Origin of the sequence: Pseudaquabacterium terrae, assembly GCF_013266755.1 — a bacterium.
GTDB lineage: Bacteria > Pseudomonadota > Gammaproteobacteria > Burkholderiales > Burkholderiaceae_C > Pseudaquabacterium > Pseudaquabacterium terrae.
Window position 1 is genome coordinate 132,113 of sequence record NZ_JABRWJ010000007.1, and the last position, 23,012, is coordinate 155,124.

Consider the following 23,012-nt stretch of genomic DNA (forward strand, 5'->3'; position numbering starts at 1 on the left):
CGCGTCTTTAGGACGCTAGGCCGCGCCGACCAGCGCCTGCAGCGCGGCGGCCTGTGCAGCGACGATGCCGCGCTCGGTGATCAGCCCGCCGACCAGCCGCGCCGGCGTCACGTCGAAGGCCGGATTCAGCGCATTGCAGCCGGCCGGCGCGAGCTGCACCTCCGTCATCTCGCCCTTGTCGTCGAGGCCGGCGATGTGCGTCAGCTCGCGCGCCGCACGCTCCTCGATCGGGATCTCGGCCCGGCCGTCGCCGAGCGTGGCATCGAAGCTCGACAGCGGCATCGCGACGTAGAACGGCACGCCGTTGTCGTGTGCGGCCAGCGCCTTCAGGTAGGTGCCGATCTTGTTGCAGACATCGCCGTTGGCCGCCACGCGGTCGGCGCCGACCAGCACCACATCCACCTGCCCGCGCTGCATCAGATGGCCGCCGGCGTTGTCGGCGATCAGCGTGAAAGGCACGCCCTGCTGGCCGAGCTCCCAGGCGGTCAGGCTGGCGCCCTGGTTGCGTGGCCGCGTCTCGTCGACCCACACGTGCACGGCCAGGCCGGCCGCCTGCGCCTTGTAGACCGGCGCCAGCGCGGTGCCCCAGTCGACCGTCGCCAGCCAGCCGGCATTGCAATGCGTCAGCACCTGCAGCGGGGCATCCGCCGGCTTGGCCGCGGCCAGGCGGCGCAGCAGCGCGAGCCCGTGCTCGCCGATCGACTCGTTGACCGCGACGTCCTCGTCGGCGATCGCGCCGGCTTCGGCCCAGGCCGCCGCGCAGCGTTCGTCGAGGGCGATCGGGGCCAGCGCATCGAGCATGCGCTGCGTCGCCCAGGCGAGGTTCACCGCGGTCGGCCGCGCGTTGTCGAGAAAGGCCTTGGCTGCCTGCAGCGCCGCGTCGGTCGCCTGGTGGCGGCATTGCAGTGCCAGGCCATAAGCGGCGGTCGCGCCGATCAGCGGCGCGCCGCGCACCGCCATCGAGCGGATCGCCGCATGCACTTCGGCGATGTCGGTCAGGCGCAGTTCGAGCCAGCGGTGCGGCAGGCCGCGCTGGTCGATGATGTAGACGGCATCGGCCTCGGCGGCCGGCCAGATCGTGCGGCGGCGCTGGCCGGCGACGATCATCCGAGCAGTCTCCCGGCGATGAACTTCAACTGTTCAACGACCGCGGGATCACGCGCTGACGGCGCCGTGATCAGCGCATGGTCGAGGGCACGCCGGCAGGCGCAGCCGGCCGCCGTCGGATCGTGGCAGGCCGCTTCGGCCACGCCCGCGACGAGCGCGCGCCCGCGGTCGGCGTTCGACAACAGCACCTGGATGATCGCGTCGACGGTCACGGCGTCATGCTGCGGGTGCCAGCAGTCGAAGTCCGTGACCATGGCTACCGAGGCGTAACAGAGTTCAGCCTCGCGGGCGAGCGCCGCCTCGGGCAGGTTCGTCATGCCGATGACGTCGGCATTCCACGAGCGGTACAGGCGCGACTCGGCCAGCGTGCTGAACTGCGGCCCTTCGATCGCCAGGTAGGTGCCGCCGCGCGTGGCCGCGATGTCCAGCGCCGACAACGCTTGTTGCAGATGGTCGCCGAGCCGCCCGCACACGGGATGGGCCATCGACACATGCGCGACCAGCCCGCGGCCGAAGAAGGACTTGACCCGCGCCGTCGTGCGGTCGATGAACTGGTCGACCAGCACGAAGCGCCCCGGCGGCAGGTCGGCGCGCAGGCTGCCGACGGCGCTCAGCGACAGCACGTCCGTCACGCCCAGGTGCTTCAGCGCCGCGATGTTGGCCCGGTAGTTGACCTCCGAGGGCGGAATGAGGTGGCCGCGGCCATGGCGCGGCAGGAAGGCCAGCCGGGCCGGCCCGCGCGGCGTCGGCAGCGTGCCGATGAAGATTTGATCGGACGGCGCGCCCCAGGGCGTGTCGACCGCCACCCACGCCGTGTCCTGCAGGCCCGCGAGCTCGTAGACGCCGCTGCCGCCGATGATGCCGAGCATGGACGCTCCTTTGGTGCGTTGGGTCCCGACGTCAGGCAGCCCAGTTCTCGAGACGCAGGCCCGGCACCCGTTCGAACTCGCGCAGGTTGTTGCTGACGAGTGTTGCGCCGACGGCGTGTGCGTGGGCGGCGATCAGCGTGTCATAGGGTCCGATAGGCGTACCTTGCGACGCGAGCCAGGCGCGCAATGAGCCACTGAGTTCCGCGGCAGCTGCATCGAAGGGTGAAACTTCGAGGGTCGCCAGGAAGCGGCGCAAGGCTTCCAGGTTGCGCTTGGATCCGGTGCGCGCGACGCCGTAGTGGAGTTCGGCAGCGGTGATCGACGATACGCCCAGGCCGGCTGGTTGATGCTCGCGCAGCTTCCTCAACACGGCAGGCGGCCGTTCGTTGATGGCGTAGATGCAGATGTCGGTATCGAGCATGTACCGCATCAGCGTTGAACCTCGAACGTGGCGCGGTGCTGCTCGGGCGGCTGATCGCGCTGCAGCCGGACATCGGGCTCGAATGCCTCCAAGGCCGCGATCATCGCGTTGGCATCCGGAGGCGGCACGGCGCTGAGCACCACCTCGTTGCCGACGCGGCGCACGTGCACTTCTGTACCCTCGAAGCGGAACTCCTTGGGCAGACGGACGGCCTGGCTGCCGCCGTGCGTGAAGAGCTTGGCAACGCTCATGACGGTCATCCTGCGGTTCGAAGCCGGTAGTGTATACGGTGTAGCTATGTTGGTGAACGGCCAATGACCACTGACGCGCCGCCTCAGGCGGCCTGCACCGCGCGCTCGACGGCGACCTCGCCGCGGCGCGCGCTGCGCGCGAGCAGCAGCACCTCGGCCGCCGGCCGGTCCTTCAGCCGGTGGTCGCTCAACACCTGGCGCCAGCGGCGCGCGCCCGGCCGACCGTTCCACAGCCCGAGCATGTGGCGCGCGACGTGCGCCCACGGCACGCCGCGCTCGGACTGCTGGCGCGCCATGTACGCGGCCATGTGGTCCTCGATCATCTCGCGCCAGGCATCGTCGGCCTCGGCGGCCGGCCCCAGCGCGCCGAGGAAGTCCGCATCCCAGCCGGCCATCAGCGCCGGGTTGTGGTACGCCTCGCGCCCGAGCATCACGCCGTCGATCAGCTGCAGCTCGCGCGCGACGCCCTCGTTGTCGTCGATGCCGCCGTTCAGCACCACGGTGAACTCGGGGAACTCGCGCTTGAGCCGGTGCACGATCTCGTAGCGCAGCGGCGGAATCTCGCGGTTCTCCTTCGGGCTCAGCCCCTTGAGCCAGGCGTTGCGCGCATGCACGATGAAGACCGTGCAGCCGCCTTCGGCCACGGTGCCGACGAAATCGCGCACGAACTCGTAGGACTCCTGCCGGTCGATGCCGATGCGGTGCTTGACCGTCACCGGCAGGCCCACTGCGTCGCGCATCGCCTTCACGCAGTCGCGCACCAGCGCGCCTTCGGCCATCAGGCAGGCGCCGAAAGCGCCGCGCTGCACGCGCTCGCTCGGGCAGCCGCAGTTGAGATTGACCTCGTCGTAGCCCCAGCGCTCGGCGAGCCGCGCGCTGTGCGCCAGGTCGGCCGGCTCGCTGCCGCCCAACTGCAGCGCGAGCGGGTGCTCCTCGGCGTTGAAGTCGAGATGCCGCGGCACATCACCGTGCAGCAGCGCGCCGGTCGTCACCATCTCGGTGTACAGCCGCGTGCGCTTGGTGATCAGCCGGTGGAAGTAGCGGCAGTGGCGATCGGTCCAGTCCATCATCGGGGCTACGGACAGGCGCCACTTGCTAAGCTGTTGATTCAAGACAGATTTTCTCGATGATTGAGGAGCGCAAAGAGGCCAGCGTGCGGCGCACATGCCGTGCATCCGTGCAAAGCGGCGCACACGGGCACATTTTCCCAGCAAGCGAGTCATCGTTGGAACCGCGCTGCGGAACAATCCGAGACCGTCCACATGCGCAGCGTGCGCGCCCCGTCCCAAGTAGGAAGAACATGACCCATTGCACCGGGCTCGTCGCCCTGCGCCGCCTGCGCTCAGCGCTGTCATCGACCTTGCGGCGTACGCTGGTCGCCGCACTGCCCTTCGTGGTGCCGCTCGCGCTGTCCTTCGCGCCGGCCGCGCACGCCGAGCGGCCCAAGGAACACTACATCCTGCTGCCGGGCTTTCGGGAGTTCTACGCCAACAGCTACACGCCGTCCGCGAAGAACGTGGCCTTGCTGAACCAGTTGAAGATCGGTGCGACCACACCGCGGCGCGTGGCTTTTCATCCCGACAAGAAGCAGTTCGATTGGCTGCTGTGCCGCGGCAGCTACCCGATCTATGCGCCTGGCCAGGCGTCGTTCGCCACGCTGTTGGAGGCGGCCGTCAACCTGGAACTGCAGCAGGCAGGCCTTGCGAGCGAGGATGGGCCGAAGGTGCAGATCTGGCTGGACCAATTCGACTTCAGTTCGGCGCTGTTCGGCAACGCCCACTGGGCCATCGACCTGACGCTGGCCGACGAGGGAAAGCCACCGATATCCGTGACCTCGGTGCACGAGTTCGAGGGGCGCCATGGCGCGGGAACGGCCTGCGGGCAGATCAGCTTTCAGCTCCAGACGGCGCTCGAGGGCGTCCTGTTCAAGCTGTACTCGGCCCCTGGGTTTTCTGCGCTGTTCCGCTGAGCGGCTTCGAGTTCGAGGCCAGGCGCCTGGCTGGGCGGCTGGACCGCAGCCACTGGTTCATTCGCGCCCGGCAGCCTCAGAACCGCGGCAGATCGTCCAGCCGTTGCCCGCTGGCGCGCGCCTCGATCAGCCGCAGCTTGCCGTCGCTGTCGCGCTCGATCCGCACCTCGCCGCCCGACGCCCGCTGCCCGCCGTTGAGCCGGCTCCAGAACTCGATGGTCTCGCCGGCTTCGATAGCAGCCGCGAGCTGCTCCAGCGTGGCTTCCTGCGCCGCACCGGTCGGCATTCGGGCCGTGGCGACCTCCTGCCATCGAACCACGGCGATCCGGCCATCGAGACCGAGCCGGACGTGCGTGATGCCGCGGGTCATCATCGTCAGGGGAACCGGCCGGAGGCGACCGAGGCTGCCAGTGCCGGCACGTCAATGCTGACCTGTTGCACGGTCAGCTCGGCAGGCCGCGTGGCGAGCCAGTAGCCGCCCAGTGCGGCAATGGCCAGGATGCTGCCCGTCAGGATGGTCGATCGCTTCATGTGTGCTCCCGGCAGCCGGGAGTCGGCGCAGGTCACGACCACAGGCTACGCGCCCGATCGACACGCTCGCAATACGCTGTATCGCGTAGGGCAAGCTCACTTACACCCTCGCCGCGTTCATGGCCATGCCCGCGGCCAGCCGGGGCAGCAGCTGCTGCGGCAGGTCGTGGCCCATGCCCGGGATCAGGTCACGGCTGGCGCCAGAGATCTTTTGCAACAGGTCGTGTGCCGCACCCACCGGCACCAGCGGGTCGTCCTCGCCGTGGATCACGTGCGTCGGCGCCTGGATGTCCCTCAGCAGCGGCGAGCGGTCGCCATCCGCGGCGATGGCCACCATCTGGCGCACGACGCCCGCCGGGTGGTACGAGCGGCGCACGCTGCGTTCGAGGCGCTGGCGCAGCGCTTGCGGATCGGGCCGGTAGGCCGGGCTGCCGATGACGTGGAACAGGTGTTCGTAGTGCGCGATCTTCGCTTCCAGGTCCGGGCCGCGCGGCCGCGTCATCAGCGCCTGGCGCACCGCCATGCGCGGCTGGGGCAGATGGCGCGCGCCGGAGCTGGTCATCAGCAGCGTCAGGCTGGCCACGCGCTGCGGATGGCGGGCGGCGAGGTGCTGCGCGATCATGCCGCCCATCGAGGCGCCGCAGACGTGCGCCCGCGCGATGCCCAGCGCATCGAGCACGCCGAGCGCGTCGTCGGCCATCGCGCTCATCGGGTACGGCGAGCGCACCTTCAGGTGCAGCGCGTGGCGCAGCGCCGCCTTGACCAGGCTCGGCACGCCGAGGTGGTCGAGGTGCGAGCTCAGGCCGATGTCGCGGTTGTCGAGCCGTATCACGCGAAAGCCGCGGCCGACCAGGTCGGCGACGAGCTCGTCGGGCCAGGCGATCAGCTGCATGCCCAGGCCCATGATCAGCAGCAGCGGCTCGCCGTTGGGCGGGCCCTGGTCGTCGACCTCGAATTCGAGGCCATTGGCTTGCACGCGCATCGTGACGCTCGTTTCGATGGTTAGAACTGGCTGGCCTGCATCGGCGACAGGTGCGTCGTCTTGAAGAACCAGCGCCGCGCGCCGCGCAGGTCGAAGCGCTCCCAGCGCCCGGGGTCCTGCGCCAGGCGGTCGGCGATGGCGTACAGCGCGAGCGGGTTCATGCCCATGCCGATGTGGCTGGCATGGACCTCGATGTTCTCGGCATGTGGCTCGTCGGGGTTGATGCTGCACTGCCAGGCGACGACGCCGTCGGTCTTGCTGTAGATCGAGGTTGTCGGCACCGGCGGCGGCACGCGCAGCTGCGCGATCAGCGCCTCGTTGTGCTCGACGCTCTGGCCGCTGACCATCTCGTAGAAGCGCCACGCGTTGGTGGCGCGCGGATGGCCGGCGAAGGGCGAGCCGAGCGTGATGACGCAGCGCGCGCGCTCGGGTACTTCCTTCGCCAGCTCGCGGGCGTAGACGCCGCCCAGGCTCCAGCCGATCAGGCTGACCGGGCGCTGGTGGCGCTCGGCGACGTAGCGGTAATGCTCGCGGCAGGCCTCGAGCACGCCGTTGCGCGGACCGAAGTTGAAGCCCTGCTTCCACGGGTACGGCACGTAGCCCCGGTCCTCGAGGAAGCTGCGCAGCGGGGCGGTGGTGATGTCGGTGGCGCCGAGGCCGGGGAAGACCAGCACCGGATGCCCGTCGCCGCGCGGCAACTGGCGCAGCCACGGCGCGGCGGCCAGCATCGCAGCCCACTCCCAGGGCGCACGGGCTTCGAGCATCAGCAGCAGCGGCCCCGGGGGTTGAAGGTGGTCCACACCGGGAGGCGGCGGGCCGGCGGGCTTGCGTCGGCGATTCAGGGCCATTCAGGACGTGTTGTGTTGCCGGGCTCCCAACGTGCCCGGATGCGTCCGATCTTATCGGCGCCGCTTGGGGGCCGACGGAGCGCTTGCCCTAGGTGCACGTGTCACGAGAGCGACAGTGTCGAGCGCCGCCTGGGTGGCACCTCTCGTCGCGGTGCGGGTCGCCGTCTGCATGGCGGTCTTCACCGCCTGGCCGACCGCCGCGCCGACGACGCCGCGCGCCGCATCCGGCAGCGCCCGCGACACGCTGCGGCCGACGGCGCTGCCGGCGACACCCTTCATCGCGTCGCTGACGACGCCGGCGAGCCGCCGCCGCGCCTGGCCGAGCACCGCGCGGCCGGTCTCCGCGACGCCTGGCGCCGCGGTGACCGGCGGCGGATTCAGCGCGCGCAGGTCGTCGAAGGCCACCTGCATCGCATTGGCCAGCTGCCGCACGTCGGGCATCGCCTGCGCATCCGCCATGACGCCGAAATCGAGCTGGTCCTCGTAGCTGTGCACGGTGACGTTCAGCGCCATGCCGTGCACGACGATCGAGGTCGGGTAGTTGGCCTTCATGCGCGCGCCGGCCATGAACAGCGGCACCGGCGGGCCGGGCACGTTGCTGATCGCCACGTTGGCCACCTGCGGGATCTTCTCGGCCAGCCGCGCCTTGCCGTAGAGCGCAGTGGCGGCCTCGATCAGCCACGGCGCGCCGAGCGACGGGAAGTCGGTCGGCAGGATGCTCTTCAGGCTGCCCATCGTCGACTTCATCGCCGCGGTCGCCGCCTTGACGTGCGCCAGGCGCTTGCGCAGGTCGGCCAGGTGCGTGCCCAGGCTGATCAGGCTCATCGAGGCCTGGTTGTCGGAGGTGGTGTCGCCCTTCTCGCGCAGCGAGATCGGCACCGCGGCGATCAGCGACTTGCGCGGCAGCGTGCCGTGCTGCTGGAAATAACGCCGCAAGGCGGTGGAGCAGATCAGCAGCACCATGTCGTTGATGGTCGCGTCGTTGGCGCGGCCGATCGCCTTCAGCTCGGCCAGCGGCAGCGACACGCCGGCGAAGGCGCGGCCGGCGGTGACCGACTGGTTCAGCACGGTGCGCGGCGCCAGCGTGACATTGCTGACCTTGGCGCCCTTCTTCTTGCCGCCGAGCAGCTGGCTCTTCTGCAGCACCACGCCGGCGGTGCTGGCGATGGTGCCGACGGTGTCGGGCAGTGACTTGACGATGTTGGCGACCTGTTTCGCCTCGTTGGCCAGCACGCCGCGCAGCATCTCCGGCACGCCGAGGCGGAAGGTCTTCTCGCGCTTGCTGGGCTTGATGTCGAGGTCGCGGCCGCTCGGCACCAGGTCGAGGATCACCTGGCCGAGTGCGACGGCGGCCTGGCCGTCGACCGCCGCATGGTGCAGCTGCGAGTACAGGCCGACCCGCCGGCGCCCTTCCGGCGACGGGCCCAGGCCTTCGAGCACCCAGAACTTCCACAGCGGCCGCTTGCGGTCGAGCAGCTTGACGTGCAGCTCGCCGATGGCGGCTTCGAGCGCCGCCATGCCGTCGCCCTGCTTCGCGCTCTTCGGCAGCTTGTATTCGGCGATGTGCTCGTTCAAGTCCGGCTCGGCATCGACCCAGGCCGGATTCGCAAGGTTCAGCGGCATCCACCACAGCCTGCGCCGCAGTGCCGGCGCCAGCGGCAGCCGCTCGGCCATGTGACGGCGCAAGGCGGTGACGAAACGGCCCTTGAAGCCGGCGGGCAGCTCGAAGACGTTGAGCGCGCCGACGTGCATCGGCATCTCGGGCGTTTCGAGGTACAGGAAGGTGGCGTCGAGGCCGGACAGGCGCTTCATCAGTGCCCGCCCGGCCGCCCGAAGGGCACTGAGCGCCCCTCGGGGGCCGCGAACGAAGTGAGCTGGGGGTCCATGGTCGGATGCTAGGGGTCCAGGTACGCGGCGGCGGCGCGGGGGAACCCTAGGCGTCGCGCGCTTGCAGCAGGTCCCAGCGGTTGCCGTAGAGGTCCTCGAAGACGGCGACGGTGCCGTAAGGCTCGTGCCGGGGCGCTTCGAGAAAGCGCACGCCCGCGGCCTGCATGTGGGCATGGTCGGCGGCGAAGTCGGCGCTGTGCAGGAACAGGCCAACGCGGCCGGCCCATTGGCGGCCGATCGCCGCCTGCTGCTCGGGCGTCGCGGCGCGAGCCAGCAGCAGCGCGGCGCCTTCGGCCCCGGCGGTTGCGCGCGGGCGCACGATCACCCAGCGCTTGTCGCCCATCGGCGTGTCCTCGACCAGCTCGAAGCGCAGCGCCGCCGTGAAGAAGCGGATCGCCTCGTCGTACTCGCGCACCAGCAGCGCGACGGCCGCCAGCGTCATGCCGTGGCTTCCTCACGCTGCAGCGCATGCCACGCCGCCAGCACCTGAGCGGGTTCGATGTCCATCACCTTCGCGTCCGGCGACGGCTCGCACGGGCCGAGCGCGATCACGCGACCGCTGGCCGAGCGTGGCTTCCAGCGCTTCCAGCCGGCCTGGCCATAGAGGACGACCAGCGGGCAGTCCATGGCGCCCGCCACGTGCGCCGGGCCGGTGTCGACGGAGATCATGCCGACCGCGCGCGCGGCCAGGCCGGCCAGCCGTTGCAGCGTCAACTGGTGCGCCGCGCCGTTGATCACCAGGCCCTGCGACGCCGGCACCGCGGCCGCATCGACGATCGCCTGCGCCAGCCCCGCCTCGCGCGCCGAGCCGCAGACCAGCACCGCCGCGTCGGGCAGCTCGGCCAGCACGCCGCGGATCACCGTCGCCCAGCGTTGCGCGGGCCAGTGCTTGTCGTGCGTTCCGGTGCCGAGGCGGCCGCGCTTGTAGGTTTTCTTGTGGCCGGGCTGGACCAGCACCAGCGGCCGCTGCGCCAGGCCCAGGCGCTGCAGCCACTGCCCGGCCTCGTCGTGCCAGGCCGCCGGCACGACGAGCCGTGGCCGGGGTGGCACCTGCGGCACGCGCGCGGGTCCGGGCACGTCGGCGGCGTCGAGTTGCGCGATCTGCAGCCACCAGTCGGCCCAGTGGATGCCGTCACCCGGCCAGTGCTGCCAGGCGCGCACGAGGCGGGGCTCCGGGATGCCGGCACGCGCGATGATGCGCTCGCCGTGGACATCGGGATCACACAGGTAGACGGGGCCGCGGTGCGCGCGCAGCCAGCGCACTGCGCTCCAGCGCGAGGGCGTGAGCCAGTGCGGCGACCGGCGGCTGGCGACCAGTCGCAGCTCCGACAAGGCCGGATCGTGACCGAGCAGCACCGGCGTCCATTCGCCCGACGACAGCAGATGCACCGGCCGGCCATAACGCTCGGCCAGCGCGTTCAGCAGCACCGTGAGCAGGACCGCATCGCCGACCGCCGGGAAGCGCACGACCACCGGTGCATCGGGATCTGCTGTCTCAGGGTCGTGAAGGTCGCCGAGAGGGCGTGGCGCTGCCATGCCGCGCGAGCGTACCAGCACGGCGAACGCTCAGGCGACGGAAAGGCGGCGCTGGCGCAGCGCGAAGGCCTCGTTGGCCAGCAGCGCGCCGATGACCAGCGCGCCGCCGGACAAGGCCGTCGGCCCCGGAGCCTCGCCGGCGCCGACCCAGGCCAGCAGCACGCCGAAGATTACCTCGAGCAGCGCGATCAGCGAGATCTCCGGCGCCGGCAGCACGCGGGCGATGCGCACGGCGATCAGGCACGGGATCGCCAGTTGCACGACGCCGAGCAGGCCGAGCAGCGACAGGTCGTGTGCCGATGCCGACAGCGGCCAGGCCAACGGCAGCGTGACCGCCGCCGACAGCAGCGCGCCGATCAGCACCGCCGGCAGCATGTCGGGCTCCTCGACACTGGGATCGCGTTGATGCTTCTGGTGGATGTACTGCAGCAGCGTCCAGTTCGTCGCGCCCGCCAACGGCACGCCCAGCGCGACCAGGATGCCGGTGAGCGACGAGCCGCCCTCGACCGCCTGGCGGCCGAACATCCATGCGATGCCCAGGCCCGCGACGCCGATCGCGCCCCAAGTGCGCGCCGGCAGCCGGTGGTTCAGGAAGACGCGCGAGAACAGCGCGGTGACCAGCGGCGCGATCGACATCGTCACCAGCACCGTGGCGACAGTCGTCAGCGTGATCGCCACCATGAAGTTGGTGTACATCACCGCCCAGCACAGCCCCGAGGCCCATAACGGCCAACGGGCGCGGGCGATGCCGCGCCACAAGGCCGGGCCGCGCATCAAGCTCAATGCGACGATCAAGGCCAGCGCATTGAACAGGCTGCGCCAGAACGTCACCTCGAAGCTGCGCGCCGAGTCGAGGTGCCGGGTCACGACGCCGGCGATGCTCCACATCAGCGTCACCAGCACCATCAGCGAGACGGCGCGGCTATGGGTCATGCGGCTTCGCGTTGGGCCCGCTTGCGATCGTGTTCCTTCAGGAACCGCTTGCGGATGCGGATCGACTTCGGCGTGATCTCGACCAGCTCGTCGTCGGCGATGAACTCGACCGCGTACTCCAGCGTCAGGATGATCGGCGGCGTGATCTTGATCGCGTCTTCCTTGCCGCTGACGCGGAAGTTGGTCAGCTGCTTGGTGCGGGTGGCGTTGACGACGAGGTCGTTGTCGCGGCTGTGGATGCCGATGATCAGGCCTTCGTAGACCGGGTCGCCCGGCTTCACGAACATGCGGCCGCGGTCGTCGAGCTTGCCGAGCGCATAGGTGAAGATCTCGCCGTCGTCCATGCTGATCAGCACGCCGTTCTTGCGCCCTTCGATCTCGCCCTTGTAGGCCTCGTAGCCGTCGAAGATGTTGCTGATCAGGCCGGTGCCGCGCGTCAGGTTCATGAACTCGTTCGAGAAGCCGATCAGGCCGCGCGCCGGGATGCGGTATTCGAGCCGCACGCGGCCGTTGCCGTCGGTCTCCATGTTGACCAGATCGGCCTTGCGCTCGCCCAGCGCCTGCATCACGCCGCCCTGGTGCTGGTCCTCGATGTCGACGGTGACCATCTCGATCGGTTCGTGGCGCTCGCCATTGACCTCGTGGAACACGACGCGCGGCTTGCTGACGGCCAGCTCGTAGCCCTCGCGGCGCATGTTCTCCAGCAGGATCGTCAGGTGCAGCTCGCCGCGGCCGGAGACCTCGAAGATGCCATCCTCGTCGGTCTCCTTCACGCGCAGCGCGACGTTGCTCTGCAGCTCGCGCTGCAGGCGGTCCCAGATCTGGCGGCTGGTGACGAACTTGCCCTCGCGGCCGGCCAGCGGCGAGTTGTTGACGCAGAAGTTCATCGTCAGCGTCGGCTCGTCGACGGTCAGCATCGGCAGCGGCTGCGGATCGTCCAGGCTGGTGATCGTGACGCCGATGCCGATGTCTTCGATGCCGTTGATCAGCACGATGTCGCCGGGGCCGGCGCTTTCGGTCTGGCGGCGCTCCAGGCCTTCGAAGGTCAGCACCTGGTTGATGCGCGCGCGGCGCGGCGTGCTGTCGGGGCCTTCGCAGACGGCCACGTCGGTCAGGGGTTTAAGCGTGCCCTGGTTGATGCGGCCGATGCCGATGCGGCCGACGTAGCTGGAGTAGTCCAGCGAGCAGATCTGCAGCTGCAGCGGCGCGTTCTCGTCGCCTTCGTGCGGCGGCACATGCTCGAGCACGGCATCGAACAGCGGCGCCAGGTCAGTGCCGACCTCGCCGGCCTTCAGCGTCGCCCAGCCGTTCAGGCCCGAGGCGTAGATCACCGGGAAGTCGAGCTGCTCCTCGGTCGCGCCGAGCTTGTCGAACAGGTCGAAGGTGGCGTTGATGACGTAGTCGCAGCGCGCGCCGGGGCGGTCGACCTTGTTGACGACGACGATGGGTTTGAGGCCCAGCGCCAGTGCCTTCTTGGTGACGAAGCGGGTCTGCGGCATCGGGCCCTCGACCGCATCGACCAGCAGCAGCACGCTGTCGACCATCGACAGCACGCGCTCGACCTCGCCGCCGAAGTCGGCGTGGCCGGGGGTGTCGACGATGTTGACGTGGGTGTCCTTCCACTGCACCGCGCAGTTCTTCGCCAGGATCGTGATGCCGCGCTCGCGCTCGAGGTCGTTGCTGTCCATCACGCGTTCGGCGATCTGCTGGTTGTCGCGGAAGGTGCCGCTCTGGCGCAGCAGCTGGTCGACCAGCGTGGTCTTGCCATGGTCGACGTGCGCGATGATTGCGATGTTGCGGATCTGTGGGCTCATGGTCGTCTTTCGGGGAATTCTCAGGCCGTCTGCAGCAGCGCCTGCACTTCAGGCGGGCTCAGCAGGCGGTCGGCGATCAGCTCGCCGGCGGTGATGTGGGCGCTGCCGAGGAAGGCGCCGGGTTCGGGGCCATACACGCGTATTTCGGGCGCATCGGCATGCTGCACGCGGCGGCGCAGCCCGGAGAGGAAACGGCCGGCTTCGCCGCCGTCGAGCTGCAAGCTCGGCCAATCGGTGAGCAGTGCATCGGGCGGCAGCAGGTGCGCTTCGCGCGCGGCTTCGTCCATCGCCTCGAGTTGCTCCAGCGTCAGTGCATCGGCCAGGGTCAATGCCCCGGTGCCGGTGCGCCTCAGCGCCGCGAGGTGCGCGCCGCAGCCCAGCGCCTCGCCGATGTCTTCGGCGAGGGTGCGGATGTAGGTGCCCTTGCTGCAGCGAACGTCGATCACCAGCGTCTCATGCTGCCAGTCGACGATGTCGATCGAATGAATCGTGACGCGGCGCGGCGTGCGTTCGACCTCGAGGCCGGCGCGCGCGTATTCGTAGAGCGCCTTGCCGTCCTTCTTGATCGCCGAGTGCATCGGCGGCACTTGCTCGATCGGACCGGTGAAGCGCGCGCAGGCCGCATCGATCGCTGCGCGGTCGACGTCCACCGGGCGTTCGTCGACCAGCTCGCCCTCGAGGTCGCCGGTCGACATGCGCTGGCCGAGGCGCAGGGTCGCGCGGTAGGCCTTGTCGGCATCCAGGCTGACCTGCGAGAACTTGGTCGCCGCGCCGAAGCACAGCGGCAGCAGGCCGGTCGCCAGCGGGTCGAGCGTGCCGGTGTGGCCGGCCTTCTCGGCGCGCAGCAGCCACTTCGCCTTCTGCAAGGCGTCGTTGCTCGTCCAGCCGAGCGGCTTGTCGAGCAGGAGCACCCCGTGCAAGGCACGGCGCACCTGGCGCTGGCGCACGGGGCGGTTCATCGCTTCACTCGTCCTTGGCCCGCGTGGCGTTGGCCTGGCGGATCAGCGCGCTCAGCTCGGCGGCGTGCTCGGTCGTGCGGTCGAACTGGAAGTGCAGGGTCGGCACGGTGTGGATCTGCAGCCGCTTGAACAGGCCGTTGCGCAGGTACCCGGCGGCCTCGTTCAAGCCCGCTTCGCATTCGGCCGGGTTGCCGACCAGCAGCGAGAAGTACACCTTGGCATGCGCGTAGTCGGGCGTGACCTCGACGCTGTTCAGCGTGACCATGCCGACGCGTGGATCCTTCAGCTCGCGGATCAGCTCGGCCAGATCACGCTGGATCTGGTCGGCGACGCGGAAGCTGCGGTTGGGGATGGCTTTCTTGTGACGCATGGGGTGCTCCTGGCGAGCTCTTCAAGCACAAACCCCGCCTTCTTTGTCGGAAGGCGGGGTTCGTGGTCGAGCCGGATTCCGCCTTACAAGGTTCTGGCGACTTCCTTGACCTCGAAGAACTCGAGCTGGTCGCCCTCGGCGATGTCGTTGTAGTTCTTCAGCTTGATACCGCACTCGAAGCCTTCGTTGACCTCGCGCACGTCGTCCTTCATCCGCTTGAGCGAATCGATCTCGCCGGTGTAGATCACCACGTGGTCGCGCAGCAGGCGGAAGCGCGCGTTGCGGCGCACCACCCCGGCGGTGACCATGCAGCCGGCGACGGTGCCGATCTTCGATGCCACGAAGACGGTGCGGATCTCGGCCGCGCCGATGACCTCTTCGCGCTGCTCCGGCGCCAGCATGCCGGACATCGCCGCCTTCACCTCGTCGACCGCGTCGTAGATGATGTTGTAGTAGCGCAGGTCGACGTCGTTGCCCTCGGCCAGCTTGCGCGCGCCGGCGTCGGCGCGCACGTTGAAGCCGATGATGACGGCCTTCGACGCGATCGCCAGGTTGACATCGCTCTCGCTGATGCCGCCGACCGCCGCGTGCACGATCTGCACCTTGACCTCGTCGGTCGACAGCTTGACCAGCGACTGCGACAGCGCTTCCTGCGAGCCCTGCACGTCGGCCTTGATGATCAGCGCCAGCGTCTGTGCCTGGCCCTCGCCCATGTTGTCGAACATGTTCTCGAGCTTGGCGGCCTGGCGCTTGTTCAGCGTCACTTCGCGGTACTTGCCCTGGCGGAAGGTGGCCACCTCGCGGGCGCGGCGCTCGTCGGTCAACACCATGAACTCGTCACCGGCCTGCGGCACTTCGGTGAGACCTTGAATCTCCACCGGAATCGACGGCCCGGCTTCCTGGATCGTCTTGCCGTCCTCGTCGAGCATCGCGCGCACGCGGCCGTAGCTCGAGCCCGCCAGCACGACGTCGCCGCGCTTGAGCGTGCCCGACTGCACCAGCACCGTCGCGACCGGGCCGCGGCCCTTGTCGAGCTTGGCTTCGATCACCAGGCCCTTGGCGGGGGCGGTGGTCGGCGCGGTCAGCTCCAGCACCTCGGCCTGCAGCAGCACCTGCTCGAGCAGATCGTCGACGCCCTGGCCGGTCTTGGCCGACACGGCCACGAACGGCGAGTCGCCGCCGAAGTCTTCCGGCACCACCTGCTCGGCGACCAGCTCGCCCTTCAGGCGCTCGACGTTCGCTTCCGGCTTGTCGATCTTGTTCATCGCCACGACGATCGGCACCTTGGCCGACTTCGCGTGGTGGATGGCTTCCTTCGTCTGCGGCATCACGCCGTCGTCGGCCGCGACCACCAGGATCACGATGTCGGTGGCGTTGGCGCCGCGGGCACGCATCGCCGTGAACGCAGCGTGGCCCGGCGTATCGAGGAAAGTGATCGTCCCGCGCGGCGTCTCGACGTGGTAGGCGCCGATGTGCTGCGTGATGCCGCCCGCTTCGCCGGCGGCGACGCGGGTGCGGCGGATGTAGTCCAGCAGCGAGGTCTTGCCGTGGTCGACGTGACCCATGATCGTGACCACCGGCGCGCGCGGCATCAGCTCGGCCTGCGTCGTGGCATGTTCTTCCTCGAGGAAGGCTTCCGGGTCGTCCAGCTTCGCAGCCAGCGCCTTGTGGCCCATTTCCTCGACGACGATCATCGCCGTCTCCTGGTCGAGCTGCTGGTTGATCGTGACCATCTGGCCGAGCTTCATCAACTGCTTGATGACCTCGCTGGCCTTGACCGACATCTTGTGCGCGAGATCGGCGACGCTGATCGTCTCGGGGATATGAACCTCCTGGATGACCGGTTCGCTCGGCGCGCTGAACGCCGGCGAATCGTCGCCGCGGTCGCCACGGCGTCCGCCGCGCGGCGCGCGCCAACCGGCACGGCCGGCACCGGAATCGCTGCGGCCCTTCAAGGCGGCACGCTTCTTCGCCGCATCGTCGGCCCAGCTCGACGACAGCTTCTCGGACTTGACCGACTTCTTGTCGCCCGGCTTCGCGGCACCCGGTGCGGCTGGCGTCGCGCCCGGCGCGCCCTTCGGTTTGTGGATCGTGCCGGTGATGGCTTCCTTGGCCGCCGCCGGCTTGGCTTCTTCCGGCTTCTTGGCGGTCAGCACCTTCTTCGGCGCGTTCATCATCGCGCGGATCGCGGCGGCCTCGGACTCGGCGGCCTTGCGGCGCTTGTCGAGGTCGGCGATGCGCTGCTTCTCGATCGCCTCGTCGGTGCCGGCCTTGACGACGCGCAGGCCGGGCTTCGGCGGCTCGGGAGCCGGCGCCGGTGCCGGCGTTGCCGGCTTGGCGGCGGCCGGCGCAGGCGCGGGTGCTGCCTTCTCGGCGACCGGTGCCGGCTTGGCCTTGTCGGCCCCGGCCGGCGTGGCGGCCTTCTCGATCGCCGCCGCGGCGGCGGCCTCGGCAGCCTTGGCAGCAGCAGCTTCCGCGGCTTCGCGCGCCGCGGCTTCGGCGGCGGCCTTGGCCGCGGCTTCGGCAGCCTCGCGGGCCTGGCGTTCTTCTTCCTCGCGGCGGGCCTGAGCTTCGGCGAGCTCCTCGGCCTGGCGGCGCAGCGCCTCGGCCTGCGCGTTCGCTTCATCCTCGCGGCGCTGCAGCTCGGCGTCCTCGGCCGACGCTGCGCCCGGCGCGTCGGGCACCCCCGGCATTTCGTCGCGCTTGACGAAGACACGCTTCTTGCGCACCTCGACCTGGATCGTGCGGGCCTTGCCGGAGGCGTCGGCCTGCTTGATCTCGCTGGTCGACTTGCGCGTCAGCGTGATCTTCTTGCGGTCGCCGCCGGCAGTGCCGTGGGCGGTGCGCAAGTAGTCGAGCAGACGCTCCTTGTCGGCTTCGGTCAGCGCGTCGTCGGGTGACTTCTTCGCGACACCGGCAGACTGCAGCTGCTCGAGCAGCGTCCCGGCAGGACGGTTCAGCTCGGCTGCGAACTGGGCGACGGTGGTCACGGCCATTGGGGGTTTCCTTGCGTGAACTTCAGTGGTCATCAGGGGCGGTTCAGAGGGCGTATCACGCCGTGAACCAATGCTCCCGTGCCTTCATGATCAGGGCCTTGGCGGCGGCTTCGTCGATCTGCGTCATCTCGACCAATTCGTCGACCGCCAGGTCGGCCAGGTCGTCGCGGGTGTGCACGCCGCCGTCGGCCAGCTTGCCGATCAGATCGGTCGTCAGGCCTTCGAGGTCGCGCAGGTCCTGCGACACCTCCTCGACCGACTCCTCGTGCGCGATCTCCATCGTCAACAGCGCATCCTTGGCGCGCGTGCGCAGCTCGGTGATGGTGTCCTCGTCGAACGACTCCATCTCCAGCATCTCGGTCAGCGGCACGTAGGCCACTTCCTCGAGGCTGGTGAAGCCCTCGGCGATCAGGATGTCGGCAACTTCCTCGTCGACGTCGAGCTTGTCGACGAAGAGCTTGCGGATCGAATCGCTCTCGAGCGTCTGCTTGGCCTGCGATTCCTCGGCGGTCATGATGTTGATGCGCCAGCCGGTCAGCTCGGACGCCAGGCGCACGTTCTGCCCGCCGCGGCCGATCGCGATCGCCAGGTTTTCCTCGTCGACGACGACGTCCATCGCGTGCTTCTCTTCGTCGACGACGATCGACTGCACGTTCGCCGGCGCCAGTGCGCCGATGACGAATTGGGCCGGATCATCCGACCACAAGACGATGTCGACACGTTCGCCGGCGAGCTCGTTGGTCACCGCGTTGACGCGCGAACCGCGCACGCCGACGCAGGTGCCGATCGGGTCGACGCGCTTGTCGTGCGAGACCACGGCGATCTTGGCGCGCGAACCGGAATCCCGGGCGCAGCTCTTGATCTCGAGCAGGCCCTGCTCCATCTCGGGCACTTCCTGCGCGAAGAGCTCCTTCATGAAGTCCGGCGACGAGCGCGACAGCATGATCTGCGGACCGCGCGCGGTGGGATCGATGCCGGCGATGTAGGCCCGCACGCGGTCGCCCGTGCGCAGGTTCTCCTTCGGGATCATCTCGTTGCGCTTCAGGCGCCCTTCGACCCGGCCCGACTCGACGATGATGTCGCCCTTGTCCAGCCGCTTGACGGTGCCGACGAAGATCTTGTCGCCGCGCGACAGGAAATCGTTCAGCAGCGTCTCGCGCTCGGCGTCGCGGATCTTCTGCAGGATCACCTGCTTGGCCGCCATCGCGCCGATGCGACCGATCGGCACCGATTCGATCGGCTCCTCGATGTGGTCGTCGACCTCGATGTCGGAGATCTGCTCCTTGGCCTCGAACAACAGGATTTCGGAGTCGGGCAGTTGCAGGCCCGCTTCATCCGGCACCACGTGCCAGCGACGGAACGTCTCGTAGTCGCCGGTATCGCGGTCGACCGATACGCGAATGTCCACCTCGCCGCCGTGCAGCTTCTTCGTGGCTTGCGCGAGTGCCGCTTCGACCGCGCCGAACACGACATCGCGATCCACGCTCTTCTCGCGTGAGATGGCATCGACCAGCATCAACATTTCGCGGTTCATCAGTCCTGACCTCCGTCGTTCTCCTGGGGCACGGTTTCCCCGGTGCGGCGACGACCCTTGAAGTCGATCACCGGCACCAGGCGTGCCTCACGCACTTCGTCGAGTGCAAATTCGAATGCTTGTTCTGCGGGTGCCGCCGCGGCCGCCGGGCCCGCGGCAGCCGCCTTCGCGGCGGCCTTGGCGGCCGTCTTCGAGAGCGCCTGAGTCGGCAGCACCAGGCACCAGCCGCCGTCGGCGCGTGGCTGCAGCACGCCGCGCCACTTCTTGCGGTTCTGGAACGGCTGGCGCAACGTCACCTCGACCTCGTTGCCGGCAAAGCGCTCGTAGTCGGCCGGTGTCTTCAGCGGCCGGTCGAGCCCGGGCGACGACACTTCGAGGCGTTCGTAGTCAACCGCCTCGACCTCCAGCACCAGTTGCAGCTGGCGCGTGACCAGCTCGCAGTCGTCCACCGTGACGACGTCATGGGGCCCGGTTTCGTACGTTCGCCCGGGCAGCCGGTCGATGGTGACGCGCAGCAGCCCACCCATCGATCGCTCGACGTCGACAACTTCGTAACCCATACCCGTGACGGTGCGCTCCACCGTGGCCTGCCAGCTCATCGTGTTCGGTTCTGCCCTTTTGGCTCAATGACGCAAATTCAGCAACGAAAAAACGCGGTCGAGCAAAAAAAATGGGCTGGATGAATCCGCCCATTCAGCTCAACAGCGAAAGCGCTAATTGTAGCCCGCGGGAGCTATGCCCACAAGCCTGAGGGTGCGCCGGACACACTGCGTGCGAGAATTTCGGGCTTCGCTGAAGACAACCGAACACACAGGACCACCCTCATGGGCTTTCTCGCCGGCAAACGCTTGTTGATCACCGGGATCCTCAACAACCGCTCGATCGCCTACGGCATCGCCCGGGCGTGCCACCGCGAGGGCGCCGAACTGGCCTTCAGCTACCAGGGCGAGCGCTTCAAGGACCGGATCACCGAGTTCGCCGCCGAGTTCGGCTCCGATCGCGTCTTCGAGTGCGACGTCGCCGACGACGCACAGATCGAGCGCCTGTTCGCCCAGCTCGGCGAGCGCTGGGACGCATTCGACGGCTTCGTGCACGCGATCGCCTTCGCGCCGCGCGAGGCGATCGCCGGCGATTTCCTCGAGGGCTTCAGCCGCGAGGGCTTCCGCATCGCGCACGACATCTCGGCCTACAGCTTCCCGGCGATGGCCAAGGCGGCGGCACCGCGCTTGCGCCCCGGCGGCGCGCTGCTGACGCTGAGCTACCTGGGCGCCGCGCGCTACGTGCCGAACTACAACACGATGGGCCTGGCCAAGGCGTCGCTGGAGGCCAGCGTGCGCTTCCTCGCGCACAGCCTCGGTGCCAAGGGCGTGCGCGTCAACGCGATCTCGGCCGGCCCGATCAAGACGCTGGCCGCCTCCGGCATCAAGGACTTCGGCAAGCTGCTGAACGAGTTCGCCAATACCACGCCGATCCGCCGCACGATCACCATCGACGACGTCGGCAATGCCGCGGCCTTCCTGCTGTCGGACCTGGCCGGCGGCATCAGCGCCGAGACGCTCTACGTCGACGGCGGCTTCAGCCAGGTCGCCGCCACGGGCAGCGAAGGCTGACCGGTCGCGGCGGGCGCGGCGGGCTCAACCGCCGTCGCGCACGCAGTCGACTGCGTAGCGCCGCCCTTGCGGGCTGCCCTCGTCGTCGACCTCGACCAGACCGTGCACGTCGGTGTCGAAGCCCGGAAAGCGGGCGTTGAACTCGCGTGTGAAGCGCAGGTACTGCACGATCTTGCGGTTGAAGCGCTCGCCCGGGATCAGCAGCGGGATGCCGGGCGGGTACGGCGTCAGCAGCGAGGTGGTGATGCGGCCCTCGAGCTGGTCGATGTCGACGCGCTCGGTGTCGCGGTGCGCGATGCGCGCGTAGGCCTCGCTCGGCTTCATCGCCGGCTGCAGGTCGGACAGGTACATCTCGGTCGTCAGCCGCGCGATGTCGCCCTTCGCGTAGGTCTCGTGGATCGCCTGGCAGAGGTCGCGCAGGCCGAGCTTCTCGTACTTCGGCTGCGCGGCGCAGAACTCCGGCAGGATGCGCCACAGCGGCGCATTGCGGTCGTAGTCGTCCTTGAACTGCTGCAACGCCGTCAACAGCGTGTTCCAGCGGCCCTTGGTGATGCCGATCGTGAAGAGGATGAAGAACGAGTAGAGGCCGGTCTTCTCGACGACCACGCCATGCTCGGCGAGGAACTTGGTGACGATCGACGCCGGGATGCCGGTCTTGGCGAACTTGCCGGACATGTCCATGCCCGGGGTGATGATCGTGCTCTTGATCGGGTCGAGCATGTTGAAGCCCGACGCCAGGTTGCCGAAGCCGTGCCACTTCTCGTTGGCCTTGAGGATCCAGCCATCGGCGCGGCCGATGCCTTCGGGAACCAGCTTCTCGGGGCCCCAGACCTTGAACCACCAGTCCTTGCCGAAGTCCTTGTCGACCTTGCGCATCGCGCGGCGGAAATCCATCGCCTCGACGATGCTTTCCTCGACCAGCGCGGTACCGCCGGGCGGCTCCATCATCGCCGCGGCGACATCGCAGCTGGCGATGATCGAGTACTGCGGCGAGGTCGAGGTGTGCATCAGGTACGCCTCGTTGAACAGGTGGAAGTCGAGCTTCCTGGTCTGCGAGTCCTGCACCAGCACCTGCGAGGCCTGGCTGATGCCGGCGAGCAGCTTGTGCGTGCTCTGCGTGGCGTAGACCATCGCTTCCTTCGGCCGCGGCCGGCCCTTGCCCATCGCGTGGTAGGCGCCGTAGAACTTGTGGAAGGCGGCGTGCGGCAGCCAGGCCTCGTCGAAGTGCAGCGTGTCGATGTAGCCGTCGAGCTTGGCCTTGATCGTCTCGGTGTTGTAGAGCACGCCGTCGTAGGTGCTCTGCGTCAGCGTCAGGATGCGCGGCTTGACCTTCTTCGGATCGACCCCGGCCAGCAGCGGGTTGGCGGCGATCTTGCGGCGGATCGTCTCGGGCGAGAACTCGCTCTCCGGGATCGGGCCGATGATGCCGTAGTGGTTGCGCGTCGGCGTCAGGAACACCGGCACCGCGCCGGTCATGATGATCGAGTGCAGGATCGACTTGTGGCAGTTGCGGTCGACCACCACCACGTCACCCGGGGCTACGGTGTGGTGCCAGACCATCTTGTTGCTGGTGCTGGTGCCGTTGGTGACGAAGAAGCAGTGGTCGGCGTTGAAGATGCGCGCCGCGTTCTTCTCGCTCGCCGCGACCGGGCCGGTGTGGTCGAGCAGCTGGCCCAGCTCTTCCACCGCGTTGCAGACGTCGGCGCGCAGCATGTTCTCGCCGAAGAACTGGTGGAACATCTGGCCGACCGGGCTCTTCAGGAACGCCACGCCGCCGGAGTGCCCCGGGCAGTGCCAGGAGTACGAGCCGTCCTGCGCGTAGTCCATCAGCGCCTTGAAGAACGGCGGCGCCAGGCCGTCGAGGTAGCTCCTGGCCTCGCGAATGATGTGCCGGGCGACGAACTCCGGCGTGTCCTCGAACATGTGGATGAAGCCGTGCAGCTCGCGCAGCACGTCGTTCGGCAGGTGCGCCGAGGTGCGCGTCTCGCCGTACAGGTAGATCGGGATGTCGGCGTTCTTGAAGCGGATCTCTTCGATGAACTTGCGCAGGCTCAGCACCGCCGGGTCGAGCTCGGGGCCGGGCGTGAACTCGTTGTCGTCGATCGACAGGATGAAGGCCGACGCGCGGCTCTGCTGCTGCGCGAACTGCGACAGGTCGCCATAGCTGGTGGCGCCGAGCACTTCGAAGCCCTCTTTCTCGATCGCCTGTGCGAGCGCACGGATGCCGAGGCCGGAGGTGTTCTCGGAGCGGTAGTCCTCGTCGATGATGACGATCGGGAAGCGGAAGCGAAGCATCGACAGGGCTCCTCGGGAGCGGGGGGAATTCGAAGAGCGCGAAGTGTAGGACCGATTGCCGGCATGCCGATGACAGCCCGCCACGGCGCTGCCGCTGGCT

The 23,012-nt window shown here is 68.8% G+C and carries 22 protein-coding genes; 2 read left to right on the forward strand and 20 right to left on the reverse strand.

What is annotated here, in order from left to right; genetic code table 11:
• Positions 1-15: 15 nt before the first annotated feature.
• The 5 genes from mtnA to dusA form a co-directional block, all read right to left on the reverse strand.
• On the reverse strand, positions 16-1,107 hold the full coding sequence (mtnA, locus tag HLB44_RS22720; RefSeq protein WP_173127518.1) for an S-methyl-5-thioribose-1-phosphate isomerase: 1,092 nt from the start codon (positions 1,105-1,107) through the stop codon (positions 16-18).
• Complete coding sequence (locus HLB44_RS22725) at positions 1,104-1,976, reverse strand: S-methyl-5'-thioadenosine phosphorylase (RefSeq protein ID WP_173127521.1); 873 nt, start codon at positions 1,974-1,976, stop codon at positions 1,104-1,106. Before HLB44_RS22725 ends, mtnA begins: the two co-directional genes overlap by 4 nt.
• A 31-nt stretch (positions 1,977-2,007) precedes the next feature.
• The gene (vapC, locus tag HLB44_RS22730; protein WP_246312415.1) at positions 2,008-2,397 is read right to left on the reverse strand and encodes a type II toxin-antitoxin system tRNA(fMet)-specific endonuclease VapC; all 390 of its coding nucleotides are present in this window, start codon (positions 2,395-2,397) and stop codon (positions 2,008-2,010) included.
• Positions 2,398-2,405: 8 nt separating this feature from the next.
• Positions 2,406-2,648, reverse strand: a complete 243-nt coding sequence (locus tag HLB44_RS22735) for an antitoxin (RefSeq protein ID WP_173127527.1) — start codon at positions 2,646-2,648, stop codon at positions 2,406-2,408.
• Between the two features lie 83 nt (positions 2,649-2,731).
• The gene (dusA, locus tag HLB44_RS22740) at positions 2,732-3,718 is read right to left on the reverse strand and encodes a tRNA dihydrouridine(20/20a) synthase DusA (RefSeq protein ID WP_246312440.1); all 987 of its coding nucleotides are present in this window, start codon (positions 3,716-3,718) and stop codon (positions 2,732-2,734) included.
• Positions 3,719-3,774: 56 nt separating this feature from the next.
• Between dusA and HLB44_RS22745 the strand changes: the two genes are divergently transcribed.
• Positions 3,775-4,617, forward strand: a complete 843-nt coding sequence (locus HLB44_RS22745; protein WP_173127165.1) for a hypothetical protein — start codon at positions 3,775-3,777, stop codon at positions 4,615-4,617.
• A gap of 76 nt (positions 4,618-4,693) precedes the next feature.
• On the opposite strand, the gene HLB44_RS22750 is transcribed toward HLB44_RS22745, so the two are convergent.
• The 14 genes from HLB44_RS22750 to rimP all read right to left on the reverse strand — a co-directional run bounded on the left by HLB44_RS22750 (position 4,694) and on the right by rimP (position 19,606).
• Positions 4,694-4,987, reverse strand: coding sequence for a hypothetical protein (locus HLB44_RS22750; protein ID WP_173127533.1), 294 nt, complete (start codon positions 4,985-4,987; stop codon positions 4,694-4,696).
• Positions 4,988-4,992: 5 nt separating this feature from the next.
• The gene (locus HLB44_RS22755) at positions 4,993-5,148 is read right to left on the reverse strand and encodes a hypothetical protein (RefSeq protein ID WP_173127535.1); all 156 of its coding nucleotides are present in this window, start codon (positions 5,146-5,148) and stop codon (positions 4,993-4,995) included.
• 100 nt (positions 5,149-5,248) lie between these two features.
• The gene (locus HLB44_RS22760) at positions 5,249-6,130 is read right to left on the reverse strand and encodes an alpha/beta fold hydrolase (RefSeq protein ID WP_173127538.1); all 882 of its coding nucleotides are present in this window, start codon (positions 6,128-6,130) and stop codon (positions 5,249-5,251) included.
• 20 nt (positions 6,131-6,150) lie between these two features.
• Entirely contained in the window at positions 6,151-6,978 is an 828-nt protein-coding gene (locus HLB44_RS22765; RefSeq protein WP_173127542.1) for an esterase/lipase family protein, read from the reverse strand.
• Between the two features lie 51 nt (positions 6,979-7,029).
• Positions 7,030-8,790 (reverse strand): wax ester/triacylglycerol synthase family O-acyltransferase, encoded by a 1,761-nt coding sequence (locus HLB44_RS22770; RefSeq protein WP_173127545.1) that lies wholly within the window; start codon positions 8,788-8,790, stop codon positions 7,030-7,032.
• A 121-nt stretch (positions 8,791-8,911) separates the two neighbouring features.
• Positions 8,912-9,307, reverse strand: coding sequence for a VOC family protein (locus HLB44_RS22775; RefSeq protein ID WP_173127548.1), 396 nt, complete (start codon positions 9,305-9,307; stop codon positions 8,912-8,914).
• Entirely contained in the window at positions 9,304-10,338 is a 1,035-nt protein-coding gene (locus HLB44_RS22780) for a glycosyltransferase family 9 protein (protein WP_173127551.1), read from the reverse strand. The genes HLB44_RS22775 and HLB44_RS22780 overlap by 4 nt, the downstream gene beginning before the upstream one ends.
• Before the next feature lie 93 nt (positions 10,339-10,431).
• Positions 10,432-11,334: a DMT family transporter gene (locus HLB44_RS22785; protein WP_173127554.1), complete on the reverse strand. Its 903-nt coding sequence runs from the start codon at positions 11,332-11,334 to the stop codon at positions 10,432-10,434.
• Positions 11,331-13,148, reverse strand: coding sequence for a translational GTPase TypA (typA, locus tag HLB44_RS22790; protein WP_173127556.1), 1,818 nt, complete (start codon positions 13,146-13,148; stop codon positions 11,331-11,333). The genes HLB44_RS22785 and typA overlap by 4 nt, the downstream gene beginning before the upstream one ends.
• A gap of 20 nt (positions 13,149-13,168) precedes the next feature.
• Positions 13,169-14,107: a tRNA pseudouridine(55) synthase TruB gene (gene truB / locus HLB44_RS22795; protein WP_173127559.1), complete on the reverse strand. Its 939-nt coding sequence runs from the start codon at positions 14,105-14,107 to the stop codon at positions 13,169-13,171.
• 4 nt (positions 14,108-14,111) lie between these two features.
• Positions 14,112-14,477, reverse strand: coding sequence for a 30S ribosome-binding factor RbfA (gene rbfA, locus HLB44_RS22800; RefSeq protein WP_173127562.1), 366 nt, complete (start codon positions 14,475-14,477; stop codon positions 14,112-14,114).
• 83 nt (positions 14,478-14,560) lie between these two features.
• Positions 14,561-17,473, reverse strand: coding sequence for a translation initiation factor IF-2 (infB, locus tag HLB44_RS22805; protein ID WP_173127565.1), 2,913 nt, complete (start codon positions 17,471-17,473; stop codon positions 14,561-14,563).
• Positions 17,474-17,528: 55 nt separating this feature from the next.
• The gene (nusA, locus tag HLB44_RS22810) at positions 17,529-19,007 is read right to left on the reverse strand and encodes a transcription termination factor NusA (protein ID WP_173127568.1); all 1,479 of its coding nucleotides are present in this window, start codon (positions 19,005-19,007) and stop codon (positions 17,529-17,531) included.
• The gene (rimP, locus tag HLB44_RS22815; RefSeq protein ID WP_173127571.1) at positions 19,007-19,606 is read right to left on the reverse strand and encodes a ribosome maturation factor RimP; all 600 of its coding nucleotides are present in this window, start codon (positions 19,604-19,606) and stop codon (positions 19,007-19,009) included. Before rimP ends, nusA begins: the two co-directional genes overlap by 1 nt.
• Before the next feature lie 225 nt (positions 19,607-19,831).
• Here rimP and fabI point away from each other — a divergent pair, with 225 nt between their 5' ends.
• Positions 19,832-20,617 carry an enoyl-ACP reductase FabI gene (fabI, locus tag HLB44_RS22820; protein WP_173127574.1) on the forward strand — a complete coding sequence of 262 codons (786 nt, stop codon included), beginning with the start codon at positions 19,832-19,834 and terminating at the stop codon, positions 20,615-20,617.
• Positions 20,618-20,641: 24 nt separating this feature from the next.
• Here the strand turns inward: fabI and HLB44_RS22825 are convergent, their stop codons facing one another.
• Positions 20,642-22,912 carry an arginine/lysine/ornithine decarboxylase gene (locus tag HLB44_RS22825; protein ID WP_173127577.1) on the reverse strand — a complete coding sequence of 757 codons (2,271 nt, stop codon included), beginning with the start codon at positions 22,910-22,912 and terminating at the stop codon, positions 20,642-20,644.
• Between the last annotated feature and the right edge of the window lie 100 nt (positions 22,913-23,012).